The sequence below is a fragment of the Roseovarius sp. MBR-6 genome (assembly GCF_040547525.1).
Taxonomy (GTDB): domain Bacteria; phylum Pseudomonadota; class Alphaproteobacteria; order Rhodobacterales; family Rhodobacteraceae; genus Roseovarius.
Genome location: NZ_JBEPPW010000004.1, coordinates 183,134 through 199,366, shown reverse-complemented (window position 1 = coordinate 199,366; position 16,233 = coordinate 183,134). Strand labels below are relative to the sequence as shown.

Annotated in this window: 19 protein-coding genes; 10 read left to right on the top strand and 9 right to left on the bottom strand. The window is 69.1% G+C overall.

Annotated elements, in window-relative coordinates:
- Positions 1 to 27: 27 nt before the first annotated feature.
- Together ABIE57_RS07555 and ABIE57_RS07550 are read left to right on the top strand one after the other, a co-directional pair.
- On the top strand, positions 28 to 693 hold the full coding sequence (locus tag ABIE57_RS07555; protein ID WP_502950131.1) for a thermonuclease family protein: 666 nt from the start codon (positions 28 to 30) through the stop codon (positions 691 to 693).
- Positions 694 to 801: 108 nt separating this feature from the next.
- Positions 802 to 1,038, top strand: coding sequence for an HP1242/YdcH family protein (locus ABIE57_RS07550; protein WP_354538392.1), 237 nt, complete (start codon positions 802 to 804; stop codon positions 1,036 to 1,038).
- A gap of 51 nt (positions 1,039 to 1,089) precedes the next feature.
- Here the strand turns inward: ABIE57_RS07550 and bchO are convergent, their stop codons facing one another.
- The 4 genes from bchO to crtA are packed head-to-tail and all read right to left on the bottom strand — an operon-like array spanning position 1,090 to position 5,364.
- Positions 1,090 to 1,950 carry an alpha/beta fold hydrolase BchO gene (bchO, locus tag ABIE57_RS07545; RefSeq protein ID WP_354538391.1) on the bottom strand — a complete coding sequence of 287 codons (861 nt, stop codon included), beginning with the start codon at positions 1,948 to 1,950 and terminating at the stop codon, positions 1,090 to 1,092.
- Positions 1,951 to 1,952: 2 nt separating this feature from the next.
- On the bottom strand, positions 1,953 to 3,617 hold the full coding sequence (locus ABIE57_RS07540; RefSeq protein WP_354538390.1) for a magnesium chelatase subunit D: 1,665 nt from the start codon (positions 3,615 to 3,617) through the stop codon (positions 1,953 to 1,955).
- Complete coding sequence (bchI, locus tag ABIE57_RS07535; protein WP_354538389.1) at positions 3,614 to 4,618, bottom strand: magnesium chelatase ATPase subunit I; 1,005 nt, start codon at positions 4,616 to 4,618, stop codon at positions 3,614 to 3,616. Before bchI ends, ABIE57_RS07540 begins: the two co-directional genes overlap by 4 nt.
- The gene (gene crtA / locus ABIE57_RS07530; protein ID WP_354538388.1) at positions 4,615 to 5,364 is read right to left on the bottom strand and encodes a spheroidene monooxygenase; all 750 of its coding nucleotides are present in this window, start codon (positions 5,362 to 5,364) and stop codon (positions 4,615 to 4,617) included. Before crtA ends, bchI begins: the two co-directional genes overlap by 4 nt.
- Before the next feature lie 70 nt (positions 5,365 to 5,434).
- Between crtA and ABIE57_RS07525 the strand changes: the two genes are divergently transcribed.
- Genes ABIE57_RS07525 through tspO form a run of 3 tightly spaced genes read left to right on the top strand, consistent with a single transcriptional unit; the run spans position 5,435 to position 8,486 of the window.
- Positions 5,435 to 6,982 (top strand): phytoene desaturase, encoded by a 1,548-nt coding sequence (locus tag ABIE57_RS07525; RefSeq protein ID WP_354538387.1) that lies wholly within the window; start codon positions 5,435 to 5,437, stop codon positions 6,980 to 6,982.
- Positions 6,979 to 8,028 carry a 15-cis-phytoene synthase gene (gene crtB / locus ABIE57_RS07520; RefSeq protein ID WP_354538386.1) on the top strand — a complete coding sequence of 350 codons (1,050 nt, stop codon included), beginning with the start codon at positions 6,979 to 6,981 and terminating at the stop codon, positions 8,026 to 8,028. The genes ABIE57_RS07525 and crtB overlap by 4 nt, the downstream gene beginning before the upstream one ends.
- Positions 8,025 to 8,486: a tryptophan-rich sensory protein TspO gene (gene tspO / locus ABIE57_RS07515; protein WP_354538385.1), complete on the top strand. Its 462-nt coding sequence runs from the start codon at positions 8,025 to 8,027 to the stop codon at positions 8,484 to 8,486. Before crtB ends, tspO begins: the two co-directional genes overlap by 4 nt.
- A gap of 9 nt (positions 8,487 to 8,495) precedes the next feature.
- On the opposite strand, the gene ABIE57_RS07510 is transcribed toward tspO, so the two are convergent.
- From ABIE57_RS07510 to ABIE57_RS07495, 4 genes are read right to left on the bottom strand one after another with little or no spacing between them, the layout of a single operon-like run.
- Positions 8,496 to 8,975, bottom strand: coding sequence for a DUF6505 family protein (locus ABIE57_RS07510; RefSeq protein ID WP_354538384.1), 480 nt, complete (start codon positions 8,973 to 8,975; stop codon positions 8,496 to 8,498).
- Entirely contained in the window at positions 8,972 to 9,691 is a 720-nt protein-coding gene (locus ABIE57_RS07505) for a biotin/lipoate--protein ligase family protein (RefSeq protein ID WP_354538383.1), read from the bottom strand. Before ABIE57_RS07505 ends, ABIE57_RS07510 begins: the two co-directional genes overlap by 4 nt.
- Complete coding sequence (gene apbC, locus ABIE57_RS07500; protein ID WP_354538382.1) at positions 9,688 to 10,749, bottom strand: iron-sulfur cluster carrier protein ApbC; 1,062 nt, start codon at positions 10,747 to 10,749, stop codon at positions 9,688 to 9,690. The genes ABIE57_RS07505 and apbC overlap by 4 nt, the downstream gene beginning before the upstream one ends.
- Before the next feature lies 1 nt (position 10,750).
- A complete protein-coding gene (locus ABIE57_RS07495) occupies positions 10,751 to 10,945 on the bottom strand; it encodes a DUF6494 family protein (RefSeq protein ID WP_354538381.1) in 195 nt (64 codons plus the stop codon).
- A gap of 63 nt (positions 10,946 to 11,008) precedes the next feature.
- Here ABIE57_RS07495 and ABIE57_RS07490 point away from each other — a divergent pair, with 63 nt between their 5' ends.
- A complete protein-coding gene (locus ABIE57_RS07490) occupies positions 11,009 to 11,776 on the top strand; it encodes a c-type cytochrome (RefSeq protein WP_354538380.1) in 768 nt (255 codons plus the stop codon).
- Here the strand turns inward: ABIE57_RS07490 and ABIE57_RS07485 are convergent.
- Positions 11,770 to 13,725 carry a 4Fe-4S binding protein gene (locus ABIE57_RS07485; RefSeq protein WP_354538379.1) on the bottom strand — a complete coding sequence of 652 codons (1,956 nt, stop codon included), beginning with the start codon at positions 13,723 to 13,725 and terminating at the stop codon, positions 11,770 to 11,772. The genes ABIE57_RS07490 and ABIE57_RS07485 overlap by 7 nt on opposite strands.
- Before the next feature lie 372 nt (positions 13,726 to 14,097).
- Between ABIE57_RS07485 and ABIE57_RS07480 the strand changes: the two genes are divergently transcribed.
- Genes ABIE57_RS07480 through ABIE57_RS07465 form a run of 4 tightly spaced genes read left to right on the top strand, consistent with a single transcriptional unit; the run spans position 14,098 to position 16,206 of the window.
- Positions 14,098 to 14,679 carry a DUF3305 domain-containing protein gene (locus ABIE57_RS07480; RefSeq protein ID WP_354538378.1) on the top strand — a complete coding sequence of 194 codons (582 nt, stop codon included), beginning with the start codon at positions 14,098 to 14,100 and terminating at the stop codon, positions 14,677 to 14,679.
- Complete coding sequence (locus tag ABIE57_RS07475; RefSeq protein WP_354538377.1) at positions 14,676 to 15,332, top strand: DUF3306 domain-containing protein; 657 nt, start codon at positions 14,676 to 14,678, stop codon at positions 15,330 to 15,332. Before ABIE57_RS07480 ends, ABIE57_RS07475 begins: the two co-directional genes overlap by 4 nt.
- The gene (locus tag ABIE57_RS07470) at positions 15,329 to 16,018 is read left to right on the top strand and encodes a TorD/DmsD family molecular chaperone (protein ID WP_354538376.1); all 690 of its coding nucleotides are present in this window, start codon (positions 15,329 to 15,331) and stop codon (positions 16,016 to 16,018) included. Before ABIE57_RS07475 ends, ABIE57_RS07470 begins: the two co-directional genes overlap by 4 nt.
- Positions 16,015 to 16,206: a twin-arginine translocation signal domain-containing protein gene (locus ABIE57_RS07465; protein ID WP_354538375.1), complete on the top strand. Its 192-nt coding sequence runs from the start codon at positions 16,015 to 16,017 to the stop codon at positions 16,204 to 16,206. Before ABIE57_RS07470 ends, ABIE57_RS07465 begins: the two co-directional genes overlap by 4 nt.
- Positions 16,207 to 16,233: the final 27 nt, after the last annotated feature.

Genomic DNA, 16,233 nt, shown 5'->3' with positions numbered 1-16,233 from the left:
TTAAGGATTTGTTCACTTATCGTTCTTATGGTGATGCCTGTCGCAGGGATCGCGCAGGGCTTTGGCGGGGTCGTGCGCGTGATCGACGGCGACACGTTCGATGTCGGCACGGATCTGGGCACGGTGCGCGTGCGGCTGCACGGGGTCGACGCGCCCGAGATCGGGCAGACCTGCACCAATGGCGACGGGGTGCAGTGGGATTGTGGCACCTGGGCCGCCGATCAGGTGCGCGCCCGGATCGGACAGCGCGAGGTGACATGTGAGACGGTGACGCAGGATCGGTATGGCCGGACCGTCGCGCGTTGTGCGCTGGCGGGGCAGGATGTGGGACAGATGCTTGTGAGCGAAGGGCTGGCGCTCGCCTTTCGCCGGTATTCGATGGCCTATGACCTTGACGAAAAGGGCGCGGTTGTCGCAGGGCGTGGCCTCCATGCGCATCGCTTTGCCCGCCCCGAGGATCATCGCCGCGCCGTGCGTGCCGAGCAGGCGGGCGGCGCATCGGGCCGGTCGCAAGCCGCTGACCCCGGCTGCACCATCAAGGGCAATATCAGCCGGTCGGGCGGTGCCCGCATCTATCACATGCCGGGTCAGGCCGATTACGCCCGCACCACCATCCGCCCCGATCAGGGCGAACGCTGGTTCTGCTCCGAGGTCGAGGCGCGCGCGGCGGGCTGGCGGCGGGCGCAGCGCTGATCTTGCCCGGCACCGGTCCCTGCCAGGATCGCCCGGTTTGATCCGCGTCAAGGCGCTGCGGCGCACGGGCGCATAGGCTTGCCGGGAAGCCATCAAAGGAGACGCTCCATGTCGCACACGCCGCATGAACTGCACGAGGAATTCCCGCAATTCGCAGAGAAAATCAGCGAATTCAAACAGACGGACAGCCATTTTGCCCGTCTTGCGGAGGAGTATCACGAGGTCAATCGCCAGGTGCATCGTGCCGAATCGCTGGTCGAGCCGATGGATGACCTTGCCGAGATGGAGTTGCGCAAGACGCGCGCGCGTCTCAAGGACGAACTTTATCACCTGCTGAGCGCCTGACCTGGTCCTTGGGCAGGCTGGTCGTTCACGTCTGCCGCTCCGCGCGGCTCTTCAGCGCTCGGCGCAGAACGGGCGGATAAGCTCCAGGATCGCTGCGGGGGATTCTTCATGGGCGAGGTGCCCGAGACCCGCAAGCGTCCGGTGACGAGCATCGGGAAGGCGCGCGGAGGCGCGGTCAGATACGTCGGGGGGCACGGCGCGGTCGTTCTCTCCGGTGATCAGCAGGCAGGGCGTGGCGATTTCCGGCAGCGCCGCGTCAAGCCCCGACACATCCCATCGCGCCATCATCTGCAGGGCCCCCTCGACATGGGTGCGGTCGCCGATCAGGCGGGCATAGAGGGCAAGTCCCGCCTCGTCGAGATGCGAGCCGGTGCTCTCAATGAGCCGCCGCGCGCGGGCCATGCGGTTGCCGCCCGCCGAAAAAGCCAGTGATGTCAGGGGATTGAGTGCAAGAAATTTGGCCAGAACCGGAAAGAGCCAGCCCGCCACCCCCTCGAACCGGTTGAGAGCCGCGTTCAGCCCGATGATGCGGGGCGGGGGGGACTGAGACATTCGCGCCATTTGCAGCGCGATGGCCGCCCCGGCGGAATGGCCGATGACGGTATCGGGCTGCCAGCCCTCCGAGCGGCAGAGCACGGCGATATCCTCGGCCATGGCGGGCAGGCCCGAGCGTGCGCGCGTGCCGAGCGCGGTAAAACCGTGGCCGGGCAGGTCGAGCGCGACAACGTGGTGATCCTCGGCCAGCGCCGGAATGAGGGCGCGAAAGCTGTGGGTCGAGGCCCCGGCCCCGTGCAGCAGCAGCAGCGTCGGGCCGGTCCCTGCCTCCTGCACATGCCAGCGATGCGGGCGCGACGCCACGCGGCGCGACAGATGGCTGAGCGGCCAGCCGGGCAGATCGCGCGACCAGTCCATGCTCAGGTTGCCAGATCGTCGCGCGCGGTGCCGATGGCGGCGCTGAGGCGGCGGGCATCGGCGCGCGGCAGCGCAAGGTAGCGCGCGCCGAGGCTTTGCGCCACCTCGACCGCCTCGGGGCCGGGGCGGGCGGAGGTGTCGATCACCAGCGCGGGCAGGGCGGTGGCGGCGAGGCTGCGGGCGACGCGGCGGGCATCCGCCATCGCCGTGGCGCGCCCCGCCGTGCCATCAAGCGCGAGATTGGCGCGCCCGTCGGTGAGCAGCGCCAGAAGCGGGCTCAGCCCGTGGCGGCGCGCCTGCGCGGCCATCTCTCCGGCCGCGAGAAGCCCCCCCGCCAGCGGCGTGCCGCCGCCGCCGGGCAGCGCGGCCAGCCGCCGCTTGGCCTGAACCAGCGCGCGGGTGGGCGGCAAGAGCGCCTCGGCCCCGGCACCGCGAAAGGCGATGAGCGCAACCTGATCGCGGCGCGCATAGGCCTCGGCCAGAAGCAGCTCGACCGCGCCCTTGGCCTCGGCCAGCCGCGCCACGGCCGCCGAGCCGGAGGCGTCCACGACAAAGATCAGGAGCCGGTCGCGGCGCGACTCAAAGCGGCGAAAGCGCAGGTCGTCGGGGCGCAGGTGAAGGTTCCTGGCCGGGTCAGGCGCATGGGCGCGGCGCAACGCCTGCCACGGCGCGGCGGCGCGCAGGGTGGCCACCGCGTCGATGCGCGCGCGCCCGTCGGGGCGGCCTGCGCGGGCGGGCAGGGGACGGCCCCGGCGCGCGCCCTTCTGGCGCGCGCCCGCGCCGCTGCCGGGGCTGGGGGCGCGGCGGGGGCCGGTGCCGCGGTTGGGGTCGAGGAGGCCCGCGGGCAGGCGCGCGGCGATGGCCGCGACGAGGATCTCCTCGGGCAGGGCGGCGCTCTCCTCTCCGCCCGCCTCGGGTTGCTCAGGCTCGGGTGTGTCGCTCTCATCGGGCGGGGCCTCGGGCGCGGGGACCTGCGTCGCGCGAGAGGGGTAAACGAATTCCGCCGCCTCGCGGATATGGTCGTCGGTGGCGATTTTCGCGCCGTCGAGCGCGGCCAGCGCGCGCGCGGCGCGGAGTGCCAGATGCGGCGCGCGCAGGCTGTCGATGCCGAAACGCGCGGCGAGCACGGTGAGGGTGGCGATGGCCCCCTCGGGCAGGGTGATGCGCGCAAGGCGCGCGCGTGCGGCGTCGAGATCGACAGGCGCGGGCAGGGCCACCGCCTCGGCGCGGGCCTCGGTGAGGTCGATGTGAAAGGCGAGCCGGTCGGCCAGCGCGGGTGGGGCGGCCTCTTCCGGCTCGGCCCCCTCGTCGAGCGCGATGAGGCAATGGCCAAGCCCCAGATCGAGGACCTGCGCGAGCCGTGCGGCAAGGCCGGGGGGCGTGCGCTCGGCCATGGGCAGGATCAGGCGCTGCGGCGTCGTGGCGAGGCCCGTCGTGCGGATCGCGCGGCCCGCACCGAGCGACGCCGTGAGGTCGAGACCGCCGAAAAGCGCCTCGTCCGGCGTGGCGGGATGCAGGCGGCGCGACGGCCCCGGCAGGCGCGCAAGCGCGGCCTCGACCGCGTCGCGGGCGGGGCCGGGGCGCGCACGCAGCACCAGCCCGCCAAGCCCTGCGGGATCGACGGCCAGCGCGGCAAGCGCGCGGCCCGGATCCGCGCCGCGCGTCACCCCAGAACCTCGGCCACGGCGCGCGCGACGCGGGCCGCCGAGCCGGCCTCGTCGAGCGGGTCGCGGCGCAGCCGGTGGCTGAGCGCGAGCGGGGCCGTGGCGCGCAGATGCGCAGGCCCGGTTTCGGGCGCGCCCTCAAAGGCCGCCTGCGCGCGGGCTGCGCGCAGAAGGGTCAACTCGCCGCGCAGCCCGTCGGTGCCAAGCGCCACGCTGAGCCGCGCGCAATCGGTGAGCGTGGCGTCGGGCGTGGCGGTCTGCGGCAGGCGGGCGCGGGCGGCGAGGATGGCCGCGCGCAAGCTGGCATCCTCGGCCCCCCAATGGGCCATGAAGGCATCCGTGTCGGTCTCGAAAGCGTTGCGGCGGCGGATCACCTCGACCCGCTCCTCGATATCCGAGGGCGAGCGCACCTCGACCGACAGGCCAAAGCGGTCCAGAAGCTGCGGCCGCAACTCGCCCTCTTCTGGATTGCCCGAGCCCACCAGCACGAAGCGCGCCGCATGGCGGATCGAGAGGCCCTCGCGCTCGACGATATTGACGCCGCTTTGCGCCACATCGAGCAGCAGATCGACGATGTGATCCTCCAGCAGGTTGACCTCGTCCACGTAGAGATAGCCACGATTGGCCCGCGCGAGCAGCCCCGGCTCGAACGCCTTTTCGCCGCGCGTCAGCGCCCGCTCGATGTCGAGCGCACCGGTGACGCGGTCCTCGGTCACGCCCAAGGGAAGGTCGATCACCGGGGTGGGGCGTTCGGCCAGCGTGGGGTCGGTGACACCCGCCCAGTCGGGGCACTCCTCGGGGCGTTCGGAATTGACCGGGCAGGCCGCGACCTGACGGATGGGCGGCAGGAGGGCGGCGAGCGCGCGCACGGCGGTGGATTTGCCCGTGCCCCGGTCGCCGAAGACAAGCACGCCGCCAAGGCCGGGGTCGATCGCGGTCAGGATCATGGCGCGTTTCATGTCGTTCTGACCGACGATGGCGGAGAAGGGAAAGGCAGGGGTCATGCAGTTTCTTTCAGATAGTCGAGTGGGTTGGTGCCGAGCCAGGTGCCGCGCGTGCCGGTGAGGGCGAAGCGGGCGTAAAGCTCTTCGGAAAACCAGTTGCCGTCGCGCACGGCGCGGATGGCGCGGGCATGTGGGCCGTCGGCGCGGGCGAATTGCGCCATGGCGGCGGTGGAGGGCCAGATGGAAAAGGTCACCTGATGCAAGAGCGGCACCTCGCCGATGCCGATCTTGAAGGTCACATTCGGGTCGGAACCGATGGCGGCGCTGATCCCCGGCACCCGGTCCCAGAAGCGCAGCGCCGCGCGCGGGCGCAACGTGGCGCGGGTGAGGGCGGCGACGGGGCCGGTCAGGGGGGCTGGCGACGCCGCGAAAGGCTCCTGCCCGGACCAGGTGCCGCGCGCCGAGACCGGGGAGAGGAACACCGTCCAGCATTCGGCGGCGCGGGCGTGGTAGCGCGCGAAGGCGGGGCTGTCCTGCGTCTGTGTCTCGGCGGTGTCGCGTCGGTCCCATGTGGCGAGAATGGCGTAGACGCCCAGATTGGGCCGGGGCGTGAACCCCTCGCCGGTGCCCGAGCCGCACAGCTTCCAGAAGCCGATGCCGGGGGTGGCGGCAAGGCTGCGCCTCGCCAGCCCCATCATGGAAAAGGCCCAGAGCCGCGCCGCGCCGGGAGCGAATCGAAAGAAGCTGAGGCTGACGGTCTGAATGGCGCGGCTCCTCGCGTGTTGGGCCTTGGTGTAACCTGCCATGGATCACGGGGCAATGAAACGCCGGTAATGACAGATTGTCAACTTGAGTTGACAGGTGTAGGCTCGGGTCATGTTGACACGCCTTGATCCCGCCCTCACCCCCGATACGGCCCAACCGGTCGCGCCCCATGCGGCAGTCATAGGCGCGGGGCTGGGCGGTCTGGCGGCGGCGATGCGGCTGGGGGCCAAGGGTTACCGCGTGACGGTCTTTGACCGCCTGGACAGCCCCGGCGGGCGCGGATCGAGCCTGATGCGCGACGGGCACCGTTTTGACCTTGGCCCGACCATCGTCACCGTGCCGCAGGGGCTGCGCGATCTCTGGGCCGCTTGCGGGCGCGATTTCGACGCCGATGTGGACCTGCGCGCGCTGGATCCGTTCTACGAGATTCGCTGGCCCGATGGCAGCCGCTTTGCCGCGCGCCGCGACCCGGCAGGAACGCGCGCCGAGGTGGCGCGGCTCTCGCCCGGCGATCTGGCGGGCTATGACAAGTTCGTCCGCGACAGCGAGGCGCGTTACTGGTTCGGGTTCGAGGATCTGGGGCGGCGGTCGATGCACCGGCTGGTGGACCTGATCAAGGTGCTGCCGAAATTCGCCTGGCTGCGTGCCGATCGCTCGGTCGCGGCCCATGCCGCGCGGCGGGTAAAGGATGAGCGGCTGCGCATGGCGCTGTCGTTTCATCCGCTCTTTATCGGGGGCGATCCGTTTCATGTCACCTCGATGTATGCGCTGGTCAGCCACCTGGAAAAGGAATTCGGCGTGCATTACGCCATGGGGGGTGTGGCGGCGATAGCAGAGGCGATGGCGCGGGTCGTGGCCGGGCAGGGCGGGCTTGTGCGGCAAGGCACCGAGGTCGATGAGATCGTGATGCGCGACGGCCGCGCGGTCGGGCTGCGGCTGACGGGTGGCGAGGTGGTCCATGCCGATATCGTGGTGTCCAATGCCGATGCGGGCCATACCTATGACCATCTGATGCGCAACCATCCGAGGCGGCGCTGGACGCCCGCGCGGCTGCGGCGCTCGCGCTGGTCGATGGGGCTTTTCGTGTGGTATTTCGGGACCAAGGGAACGGCGGGCATGTGGCCCGATGCGGGCCATCACACGATCCTCAACGGGCCGCGCTACAAGGGCCTAGTGCGCGACATTTTCCTCAAGGGGCGACTGGCGGAGGACATGAGCCTTTATGTGCATCGCCCCTCGGTGACCGATCCTTCGGTCGCGCCCGAGGGGGATGACACATTCTATGCGCTGAGCCCGGTGCCGCACCTTGGCCATGCTGACCCGGTCGACTGGCAGGCCATGGCCGAGCCTTACTGCGCGAAGGTGCAGGCGGTGCTGGAGGATCAGTTACTGCCGGGTCTTGGCGCGCATCTTGGCCCGTCCGAGGTGTTCACGCCCGAGACCTTCCGCGACCGCTATCTCAGCCCGCACGGGTCGGGCTTCTCGATCGAGCCGCGCATCCTGCAAAGCGCCTGGTTCCGGCCCCATAACGTGAGCGAGGAGGCGCGCGGCCTCTTTCTTGTCGGCGCGGGCACGCATCCCGGCGCGGGGCTGCCGGGGGTGATCGCAAGCGCGGAGGTGCTGGCGCAACTGGTGCCCGATCCGGTGGGGGTGCGATGATCCATCCAAACGACATGGCGCATTGCGTGGCGGCGATCAAACACGGCTCGCGCTCGTTTCATGCGGCGTCAAAGCTTTTGCCCCGGCGGCTGCGCGATCCGGCGCTGGCGCTTTATGCCTTCTGCCGGCTGGCGGATGACGCGGTGGATTTGCAGCAGGAGAAGGCGGCGGCGGTGCTGCGCCTGCACGAGCGGCTTGACCTGGCCTACCTTGGGCGGCCGCGCAATGCGCCCGCCGACCGGGCCTTTGCCGCCGTGATCGAAGAATTCGAGATGCCCCGTGCGCTGCCCGAGGCGCTGCTTGAAGGGCTGGCCTGGGATGCCGAAGGGCGGCGCTACGAGGATCTGTCGGGCCTTCGGGCCTATTCGGCGCGGGTGGCGGCGGCGGTTGGCGCGATGATGTGCGTGCTCATGCGCGAACGGCGGCGCGAGGCGCTGGCGCGGGCCTGCGATCTGGGCGTGGCGATGCAACTGACCAACATTGCGCGCGATGTGGGCGAGGATGCGCGCGAGGGGCGGCTTTACCTGCCGCTCGACTGGATGAGCGAGGCGCGGCTCGATCCCGCGCGGTTCCTTCATGCGCCTGCGATGTCGCCGGAACTGGGCAGGCTGGTGGCGCGGCTCCTGCGCGAGGCGGACGGGCTATACCTGCGCGCCGAGGCGGGGATTGCCGCACTTCCCCTCGATTGCCGCCCCGGCATTTATGCCGCGCGGCTGATCTATGCCGGGATCGGCGGCGCGCTGCGGCGGGGCGGACATGATCCGATCCGGGCGCGCGCGCATACCAGCGGGCGGCAGAAACTGGGCTGGCTGATGCTGGCGGGGCTGCGGGCTGGCGGCAGTCTGGTGATGCCGCAATCGGCGCTCTATTATGCGCGGCCCTTGCCGGAAATCACCTTTCTGGTCGAGGCGGCGGCGGCGGATGCGGTGCCCTCGCGCGACTGGTCCGATACGCTCCATGCCACGCTGGCGGGGCTGAAGGCGCGCGATGCTGCGCGTCGTGACGCGTTGCTTCGCGACGCGTCACCCGCTATGGCAGCGGAATGATATATGTCCTCTTCGCCATTTTCCTGACCGCCTGTTTCGCCGCCGGATCGACCGGAGGGCTGTTTCCGCCCGGCGAGTGGTATGCGCGCCTGAACAAGCCACGCTGGACGCCGCCCGACTGGCTCTTTCCGGTGGCCTGGACCACGCTTTACGTCTGTATCGCGGCGGCCGGGGCGCGGGCGGCGGTGAGCGAGGGCAACAGCCTTGCCATGGCGTTCTGGGCCTTGCAGATCGCGCTCAACGGGTTGTGGACACCGGTGTTTTTCGGGCTGCGGCGGATGCGGCTGGGTCTCATGGTGCTGGGGGCGCTGTGGCTCTCGGTGGCGGCGACGCTGGTGGCGCTGTGGCAGGTGGATATGTGGGCCGGGCTTTTGTTCGTGCCCTACCTCGTCTGGGTCAGCGTGGCGGGCGCGCTCAACCTCGCTGTGATCCGGCTCAACCCGCAGGACGCGGGCTGAGCCTGCGGCTTACTCGTCAAGCGCGCCGTGCACGGCCACAAGATCAAGCTCGGCGTCCTGCGGCTCGATGGCGCCAAAGCTTTCGCGCACGCCGGCCTCTGTAAGCTCGCGCAGCACGGTCAGCAGCGTGTTGGGCGCGTGATCCTCGCATAGCTCGGCCATCTGCGCGATCTCGTCGCGCGCAACGGGCAGGGCGGCGGCCAGATCGGGCGCGCCGTAAAAATCCACGAAATGCGCGGCCAGCGCCTGCGTCAGCGCCTCGGCCTCGCCCGGTTCCACCTGCGTGACGGCGACAAACGTGACGCGGCCGAAGGTCTCCAGCCCCAGCCATCCGTTGGCGAAGGCCTGCCGGGATTTGCCGGTCAGGTCCGCCTCGGTCCAGTTGGAGAATTCGAACCCGCCCGAGAGGCACCATTCCCCGGTGCGCGCCGGGCTGTGAAAAACGCGCATGTCGCTTTCATCGAAGTGGATCGCACGGGCGAGTTTCATCGGCTGGCCTCCAGAACGGTGGTAAGGGGGATGAGATGGGTGGTGTCAGCGTCGCGCAGAAGCATCCCGAAATCCTCGTCCACGCCGAGCCATGTGCCGGTCAGATCGCCCTGGGCGACCTGCTTGCCCATGCCCCAGGCCAGACCTTTCCACTCGGAATGGAGCGCGCGCGTGCCCTCGTCCTCCCAGCGGTTGATCCAGACAAGGCTGTGGCGCGCCCAGGCCTCCAGCAGCGCGTCCGCCCCCACCTCGGCGCACCCTTCCTCGTAAAGGGCGGTCCGGTCGGGGGTTGCGCCGGGTTGCTCGCTGAGCAGCAGAAGCGGCACTTCGAGCCCGATCACCATCCAGTCGGGGATCGCGGCGGGATCGGTCGTGTCCGCCGCCACGCGCAGGCGTCCGCACTGCGCGCCGTTGACGCGGATGCCCCCCGCCCAGTCGAGATGCACCGCCACTTCGGGCGGGGCGAGGGCCCCGAGCGCGTTCTGGAACCCCACGCCACAGGTGGGCAGCATGGCGATGGCGCGGGCAAGCGGCACCTCGGGCGCAAGGACAAGCGCGGCGGCAAGGCGGTCGGCGTTTATGTTGTGCACCACCACCCCCGCATCGCAGCCAAGTTCTGCCATGGCGCGCGCCTCGTCGAAGGGCTCGACCGGACCGGTCAGCGCCCGCCCCGAGAGGAGCGGCGGAAAACTGGGTCCGGTCGCGGCGCCGGTCATGCCAGCCCTTTTTCGATGAGGTCGCGCGCGATGTGCCGGAACGCCTGCGCCTGCGCGCTGTCGGGCTTGCTCACCACGATGGGCGCGCCGCCGTCAGAGGCGAGGCGGATATCGAGATGCAGCGGGATTTCCGCCAGAAGCGGCACCCCCAGCTTCTCGGCCTCGGCCTTCACGCCGCCATGGCCGAAGATGTGTTCCTCATGGCCGCAGTTCGAGCAGATATGCGTGCTCATGTTCTCGATCAGCCCCAGCACCGGCACCTTGAGTTGCTGGAACATGTCGATCCCCTTGCGCGCATCCAGAAGGGCGACGTCCTGCGGGGTGGAGACCACGATCGCGCCATCGACATGGGCCTTTTGCGCCAATGTCATCTGCACATCCCCCGTGCCCGGCGGCAGGTCGACGATCAGCACGTCGAGCGCGCCCCATTGCACCTGCATCAGCATCTGTTGCAACGCCCCCATCAGCATCGGGCCGCGCCAGACCACGGCCTGACCCTCGTTCACCATGAGGCCGATGGACATCATCGTGACGCCGTGATTGCGCAGGGGCAGGATGGTCTTGCCGTCGGGGCTGGCAGGCCGGCCCGAGACGCCCAGCATCCGGGGCTGTGACGGCCCGTAGACATCTGCATCCAGAAGCCCCACGCGGCGGCCTTCGGCGGCCAGCGCACAGGCAAGGTTTGACGAAACCGTTGACTTGCCCACGCCGCCCTTGCCGCTTGCGATGGCGATGATCCGGTCCACGCCGGGCACCTGTTGCGGCCCCTTGGGCTCGGCCTTGCGGGCGGGCTTGAGGTCGGGCGGGGCCTTGGCCGAATGCGCCGTCAGCACCGCCGAGACGGTGCTTGCCCCCACCGCCCGTGCCGCCGCCTCGGCCGCGTCGCGCACCGGGCCATAGGTTTCGGCCTTTGCCGGGTCGATCTCGAGCACGAAGCGCACACTCTCGCCCTCGACATTGAGCGCGCGCACGATCCCCGCCGAGACGATATCGCTGCCGCTGACCGGGTCGGTGATGGATTTCAGCGCCTCGAGGACGCTTTCGCGTGTCGTGGCCACGTCAGTCCTGCCCCTTGATCGTGCCGGTCACGGTGTGTTCGATGTCGAGCCCCTCGACGGTCAGCACCACCCTGGCCTTGAATTCCTGGCCCGCGCTCGCCCCCTTGGCGCGCAACCCCTCTTCGATGGCCTGCTGCGAGGTGACGCCCACCTGCTTGAGGAACTTGCGCATCGACATGTTGAAATCGTCGCTCATCACTTTCTCCCTTTCGTGTAACCCGTGCTTGACGCAGCTGCGGGGCTGTTTCTAACCTTGGGCATGGATCGCCTTATCCCAACTCCTGCCCGGATATGCCAGTGGCTTGCGCTTGTCCTTCTGGCGCTCTGGCCGGGGGGGGCGCAGGCCGAAGACAAACGCTTTCGTCTGGCCGCCCCCGAGGCACTGCAAGACAGCGGGCTTATGGGATATATCCTGCCGCGCTTCTCGCTCAAGACCGGGGTGCGCATCGAGATCGTGCCCGAGGAGGACGCGGCCGAGGCGGCGCTCGGGCCGGAACGGGGCCGCGCGGTTTTTGTCGGGAAGGGCGCGACGTGGCGGTTGCGCCTCATGGCTGATCATCCCGGTGCCGCGCGCTTTGCCGACTGGCTCGGCTCCGAGATCGGACAGCGCACGATCACCGGCTTCGAGGTCGCGGGCGTGGCCCCCTTCACCCTGCCCGAGACCGAAGACACCCCGGAGACCGGCCCGGTCCACGACGGCGATGCGGCCGAGGGTCAGCGCGTGGCGCAGGCGCAGTGCGGGCGCTGTCATGTCATCGCCCCCGAGGGGCGCGGCGGCATCGGCTCCACCCCGTCCTTTCCGGTGCTGCGGACGCTCAGCGATTGGGAGGCGCGGTTCCAGAGCTTTTATGCCCTCAAGCCGCACCCGGCCTTTACCCAGATCACCGGCGTCACCGCCCCCTTCGCCACACATCTGCCGCCCGCCATCGTGCCCATAGAGGTCACCCCCGACGAGATCGAGGCGATCCTTGCCTATGTCGCGGGACTTGCCCCCGCCGATCTGGGCGCGCCGATCCAAGTTCAGTGATCCTTGCGCTTGCTCAGGTAATCCTCGGTCGTGCGCACGCGCGGACGCTCGCCCATGGCAAAGGGGTTGTCGGCGGCATTGAATTGCGCGTTGATGCGGCAGTTTTCGCACATCTGGATCATGCGCGCGGCCTCTGATGTGGCGAAAAGCGCGTGTTTGCCGGCGAGTTTCTCGGTGATCTTTTCAATCGTCGATTTCGACCCGAAGAGCACGCCGCATTCGACGCAGGCAAAGGGCTCTTCCTCGTTGAGCACGACCTGTGTCAGTGCGCTGTCGCCAAGGTTCATGCGCGGCACGAGCGTGATCGCCTTTTCGGGGCAGATCGTGGCGCAGATCCCGCATTGCAGGCAGGCATCCTCCTGAAAGCGCAATTGCGGCTTGTCCTCGTTATCCATCAGCGCGCCCGAGGGGCAGAGCGAGACGCAGGAGAGGCAGAGCGTGCAGGCATCGGTATTGACCAGCACCGCGCCATAGGGGGCGGCGGCGGGCAGGTCGAGCACCTCGGTCCCCGGATTGAGCGCGCGCGCGGCCAGCCGCGCGACCTGACGGCGGCTGCCCATGGGCAGCACCGGCTCGGAGAGGGGCGGCGGCGGGCTCTGGTTGTAAAGCGCATCGCAGAGCGCATCCGGGTCGTCGAGGTCCAGAAGGCGCACCGGGTGCCCGCCCGCCAGCGCCCCTGCCAGCGGAAGTTCCTGATCGGGCGCGTCGCGTTCCGTGGTGGGCGACAGGAGCACCGAGACATCCGCAAAGCCCGAGGCAAGCGCGGCGAGGATTTCCGCATGGCCGAAACCCGCCAGCGCCGACACCTCCAGCGGGATCACATCGGCGGGCAGGCCGCGCCCGTGGCGCGCCGCCAGCCGGATCATCTCGGCCCCGAAGCCTGCATCATGCACCAGAAGGCGCGGCGCGGCCCCGCCCGCGCGGCGATAGGCCGAGGCCAGCGTCTGGATGCGGCGAAAGATCATGTCGGGCGGCGGCGCGTCATAGCTGATCGCGCCGGAGGGGCAGCGCGCGGCACAAGCGCCGCAGCCCGCGCAGATCATCGGGTCGATGCTGACATGATCGCCCGCAGGCGTGATCGCGCCCGTGGGGCAGATATCAAGGCATTTGCTGCACCCGGTCTGCCCGGCGCGGGAGTGCGCGCACAGCAGCGGCTCGAGCGCCACGTAAAGCGGTTTCTCGAAGGTGCCGACGAGGTGCGAGGCCGCAAGCACGGCATCCGCCACCGCCCCGATACTGCCCGGGTCGGCGCGCAGATAGCCCTCGCGCTTTTCGGGCGCGGGAAAGAGCGGCGTGCGGCCCGACAGATCAAGGATGATATCGCACCCCGTCTGTCCGCCGTCGCGCGGCGCCGTCCATGACAGCGCGCCGCGCCCGCCCGGATTGACCTCCTGCAGCGCGTCGATTTCCAGCGCAAAGCCGCCGAGCGCGCCCGTCGCCTGCACGATGCGGCCGCGGATCGTGTCGAAATCACGGGTGTCGGGCGGGACTGTCTCATCGGTCAGAAGGACAGTAACGCCGAGAATGGGGCTGAGTTTCTCTACCGCCGGAAGGGCCTTGTCGGCTGTTCCGATAATGAGGCAAAGCCCCTCGGAGATCACGTCGAGGGTCTTGTCGGGGCGCGAGGCCAGCGTCGCCTCGGCCACGAGCGCGGACAGTTTGGGCAGTTTGGGGGCCGGGTCGTCCGACCATCCGGCCCGGTCGCGCAGGTCGAGAAAGGCGGGGGCATCCACCCCCAGATCGGCCGCGATTTCCTCGAATGTCCGTTGCTCCTGCGCGCAGCATATAATTGCCTCGCCCGCTTCGATCGCCTTGGCCGCAGACCCAGCCTCGGTGGTGCAGAGCGCCGAATGCATCCGCGAGCACGCAAGGCCCGTCGCCTCCGAGAGGACCTTGGCGTCAAGGCTCTGTGAGCCGGAACAATCACATAAAATCAGCTGCTTGGGCATGGTTCCCTCGGGTTGTTTCGGTATCGGGAAGGGCGCGGCTCGGGTTGCTTGCGCCGAACCTTAGACACAATTGTCAGCGCCCGTAAACCGGATTTCGAAACGCGGTTGCGCGGGATCGGGGGCGGGGCGGCGTCCCGCAAGAGCCTGATTGATTCTGTTTGTTTTCAGGTATTTGGAGTGCTGCGGCGCAGCATCCCGAGGCGTTCGCGGTCAATTTGTCCGGAAGGGGCCGGCGCGTCGGGTGAGATGGTTCAAAATGTCCGTCAATCGGGCCGTGTCGACCATTGCACACAGAAATGACTTTGCGTGGTCAGGAATCTGAACCAATCTCTGCCCAAGGCCAGCAAGGGGAAAAAGCCAGCCGTGAAAGACATGCCGAGTGACAAGCAACCCGACAAGCAGGTTCTGCTGCCCATCGGGGTTGTCGTGCGCAAGACGCCCGGCGTGACGCGCTGGCAGGCCTGGTGCTGGCGTCCGGTTGCGGTTCTGCCCGGCGCGGGGCCGGCGGCGTGGCGCGAACTGCGCCGCGAGGGCGAGGTGGTGGAGTATCACGCCGCGACCGTCATGCTCGATCTGCATCACACCCAGACCGAGGCCTATCTTGAGGGGCTGAATGCGCAGGTGCCTTCGGTCTATGTCCTCATGCGGCCCGCGCCCCGTGGCGCGGACGAAATGCCCTACGAGATCACGCTTGTGACCGCCTCGCCCTTCGAGGCGCAGGAATATTGCGACGCGAGCGAGGAAATCATGGAGAAGGTGCCCATGCCCGAGGGGTTGGCGGCGTTGATCCGCGATTTCGTCGCCGCGCATCATTCCGCAGAAGTGTTCAAGAAGCGTCAGCGCGACCGCGTGGACCTCGGCGAGTCGCAGGACGGCATTGGCGATGCGCGCATCCCGCAGGTGGCGGATGTCTACCGCGCCCCGGCGCGCGCCCGCAAGGTGCGCCTCCAATGAGCCGGCAGGGCGATTTCTGGTCGCGCCGCAAGGCGCGCGTCGAGGCGGAGACGCAGGCCGAACAGCGCGCCGCAGAGGCGGCGGAACTGGTCGCGCGCGACGCGGCGCTGGCCGAGAAAACCGACGAGGACCTGTGCGAGGAACTGGGCCTGCCCGATCCCGACACGCTCGGCCTTGGCGATGATTTCCGCGCCTTCATGGCCAAGACGGTCCCCGATCGGTTGCGCCGCCGCGCGCTGCGGCGGCTCTGGACCAGCAATCCGACGCTGGCCAATCTCGACGGGCTGGTCGATTACGCCGACGATTACACCGACAGCGCGATGGTGGTGGCGGACATGAAAACCACCTATCAGGTGGGCAAGGGGATGCTTGCCCATGTCGAGGAGATGGCGCGGCAGGCCGAGGCCGAAGTGACAGACGCCGCGCGCGAAGAGGCAGGCGAAGCGCCTGTGGAAGAGGCAGGCGAAGCGCCTGTGCCGGTGGCCATGACCGAGACCGAGACCGATCTGGAAGCCGTCGATGCGCCGCCCTCCGGGGAAACGCCCGCAGACGAGGCCCCTGACGAGGCCCCCGAAATGGCTGAGGAGACCCCCCTGTCGGCACGCCGCCGGATGCGGTTTGCCTTTGACCACAGCGCCGGAGCCACGGCATGACCAATCAGGAGAGCCTCATGGACCAGCAGACCGCCGCGCCCGCGATTGCCGAGGAGGACCGTCTGCGCGCCGATCTCTACGATTTTCTGGCCGCCCTTCTGGCGCGGCCCGCCGATGCCGGGCTCTTGGGCAAGAGCGCCGCCCTCACCGGCGACGAGACCGATATGGGGCAGGCCATCAGCGCGCTTGCGCGCGTCGCCTCGGTGAGCACGCCGCGCGCCGTGGAGCGCGAGTTCAACGCGCTCTTCATCGGCCTCGGGCGGGGCGAGCTTTTGCCCTATGCGAGTTATTATCTGACCGGTTTTCTCAACGAAAAGCCTCTGGCGGCGCTGCGCCGAGACATGGCCGCGCGCGGGATGCGGCGGGCGGACAATGTCTATGAGCCGGAGGACAATATCGCCTCTCTGCTGGAGATGATGGCGGGCCTGATCCGGGGCCGTTTCGGCACTCCGGCTAGCCTCGACGATCAGAAAACCTTTTTCGGCAAGCATATTGCCCCTTGGGCGGGGCATTTTTTCACGGATTTGGAGGCGGCTCAGTCGTCGGTTCTCTATGCCTCGGTCGGCGCGGTCGGCCGGGTGTTCATGGAAATCGAGGCCGAGGGCTTTCGGATGAGCGGGGCCTCGGGCCACGCAACAACCGGCGGTGCGAGGCCGCCACAACCAGAGGAGGGGAGGACCCCATGACCAGGAAACCCGAGGACGGCAGCAGCCGCCGCGATTTCCTTCGGCTCGCCGCGACCGGTGCGCCCATGGCCGCCGTGGCCGTGGCCGTCTCCGGCCAGAGTGCCGAGGCCGCCGAGCCTGACCTTGCATCCGACCGGATGCAGGACACCGCGCACACGCGCGCCTATTTCGACAGCGCCCGGTTCTGAACCCGGACGAGGTCATACCCGCTGACG

Bases quoted from the DNA above. Each gene is read 5' to 3' on its own strand.
- ABIE57_RS07505 (WP_354538383.1), bottom strand. From the start codon at position 9,691: ATGACCGGCGCCGCGACCGGACCCAGTTTTCCGCCGCTCCTCTCGGGG.
- ABIE57_RS07490 (WP_354538380.1), top strand. From the start codon at position 11,009: ATGGATCGCCTTATCCCAACTCCTGCCCGGATATGCCAGTGGCTTGCG.
- ABIE57_RS07485 (WP_354538379.1), bottom strand. From the start codon at position 13,725: ATGCCCAAGCAGCTGATTTTATGTGATTGTTCCGGCTCACAGAGCCTT.
- bchO (WP_354538391.1), bottom strand. From the start codon at position 1,950: ATGGACTGGTCGCGCGATCTGCCCGGCTGGCCGCTCAGCCATCTGTCG.
- ABIE57_RS07525 (WP_354538387.1), top strand. From the start codon at position 5,435: ATGTTGACACGCCTTGATCCCGCCCTCACCCCCGATACGGCCCAACCG.
- crtA (WP_354538388.1), bottom strand. From the start codon at position 5,364: ATGGCAGGTTACACCAAGGCCCAACACGCGAGGAGCCGCGCCATTCAG.
- ABIE57_RS07555 (WP_502950131.1), top strand. From the start codon at position 28: ATGGTGATGCCTGTCGCAGGGATCGCGCAGGGCTTTGGCGGGGTCGTG.
- ABIE57_RS07465 (WP_354538375.1), top strand. From the start codon at position 16,015: ATGACCAGGAAACCCGAGGACGGCAGCAGCCGCCGCGATTTCCTTCGG.
- ABIE57_RS07510 (WP_354538384.1), bottom strand. From the start codon at position 8,975: ATGAAACTCGCCCGTGCGATCCACTTCGATGAAAGCGACATGCGCGTT.
- ABIE57_RS07550 (WP_354538392.1), top strand. From the start codon at position 802: ATGTCGCACACGCCGCATGAACTGCACGAGGAATTCCCGCAATTCGCA.
- bchI (WP_354538389.1), bottom strand. From the start codon at position 4,618: ATGACCCCTGCCTTTCCCTTCTCCGCCATCGTCGGTCAGAACGACATG.
- ABIE57_RS07480 (WP_354538378.1), top strand. From the start codon at position 14,098: ATGCCGAGTGACAAGCAACCCGACAAGCAGGTTCTGCTGCCCATCGGG.
- ABIE57_RS07470 (WP_354538376.1), top strand. From the start codon at position 15,329: ATGACCAATCAGGAGAGCCTCATGGACCAGCAGACCGCCGCGCCCGCG.
- tspO (WP_354538385.1), top strand. From the start codon at position 8,025: ATGATATATGTCCTCTTCGCCATTTTCCTGACCGCCTGTTTCGCCGCC.
- ABIE57_RS07495 (WP_354538381.1), bottom strand. From the start codon at position 10,945: ATGAGCGACGATTTCAACATGTCGATGCGCAAGTTCCTCAAGCAGGTG.
- ABIE57_RS07475 (WP_354538377.1), top strand. From the start codon at position 14,676: ATGAGCCGGCAGGGCGATTTCTGGTCGCGCCGCAAGGCGCGCGTCGAG.
- crtB (WP_354538386.1), top strand. From the start codon at position 6,979: ATGATCCATCCAAACGACATGGCGCATTGCGTGGCGGCGATCAAACAC.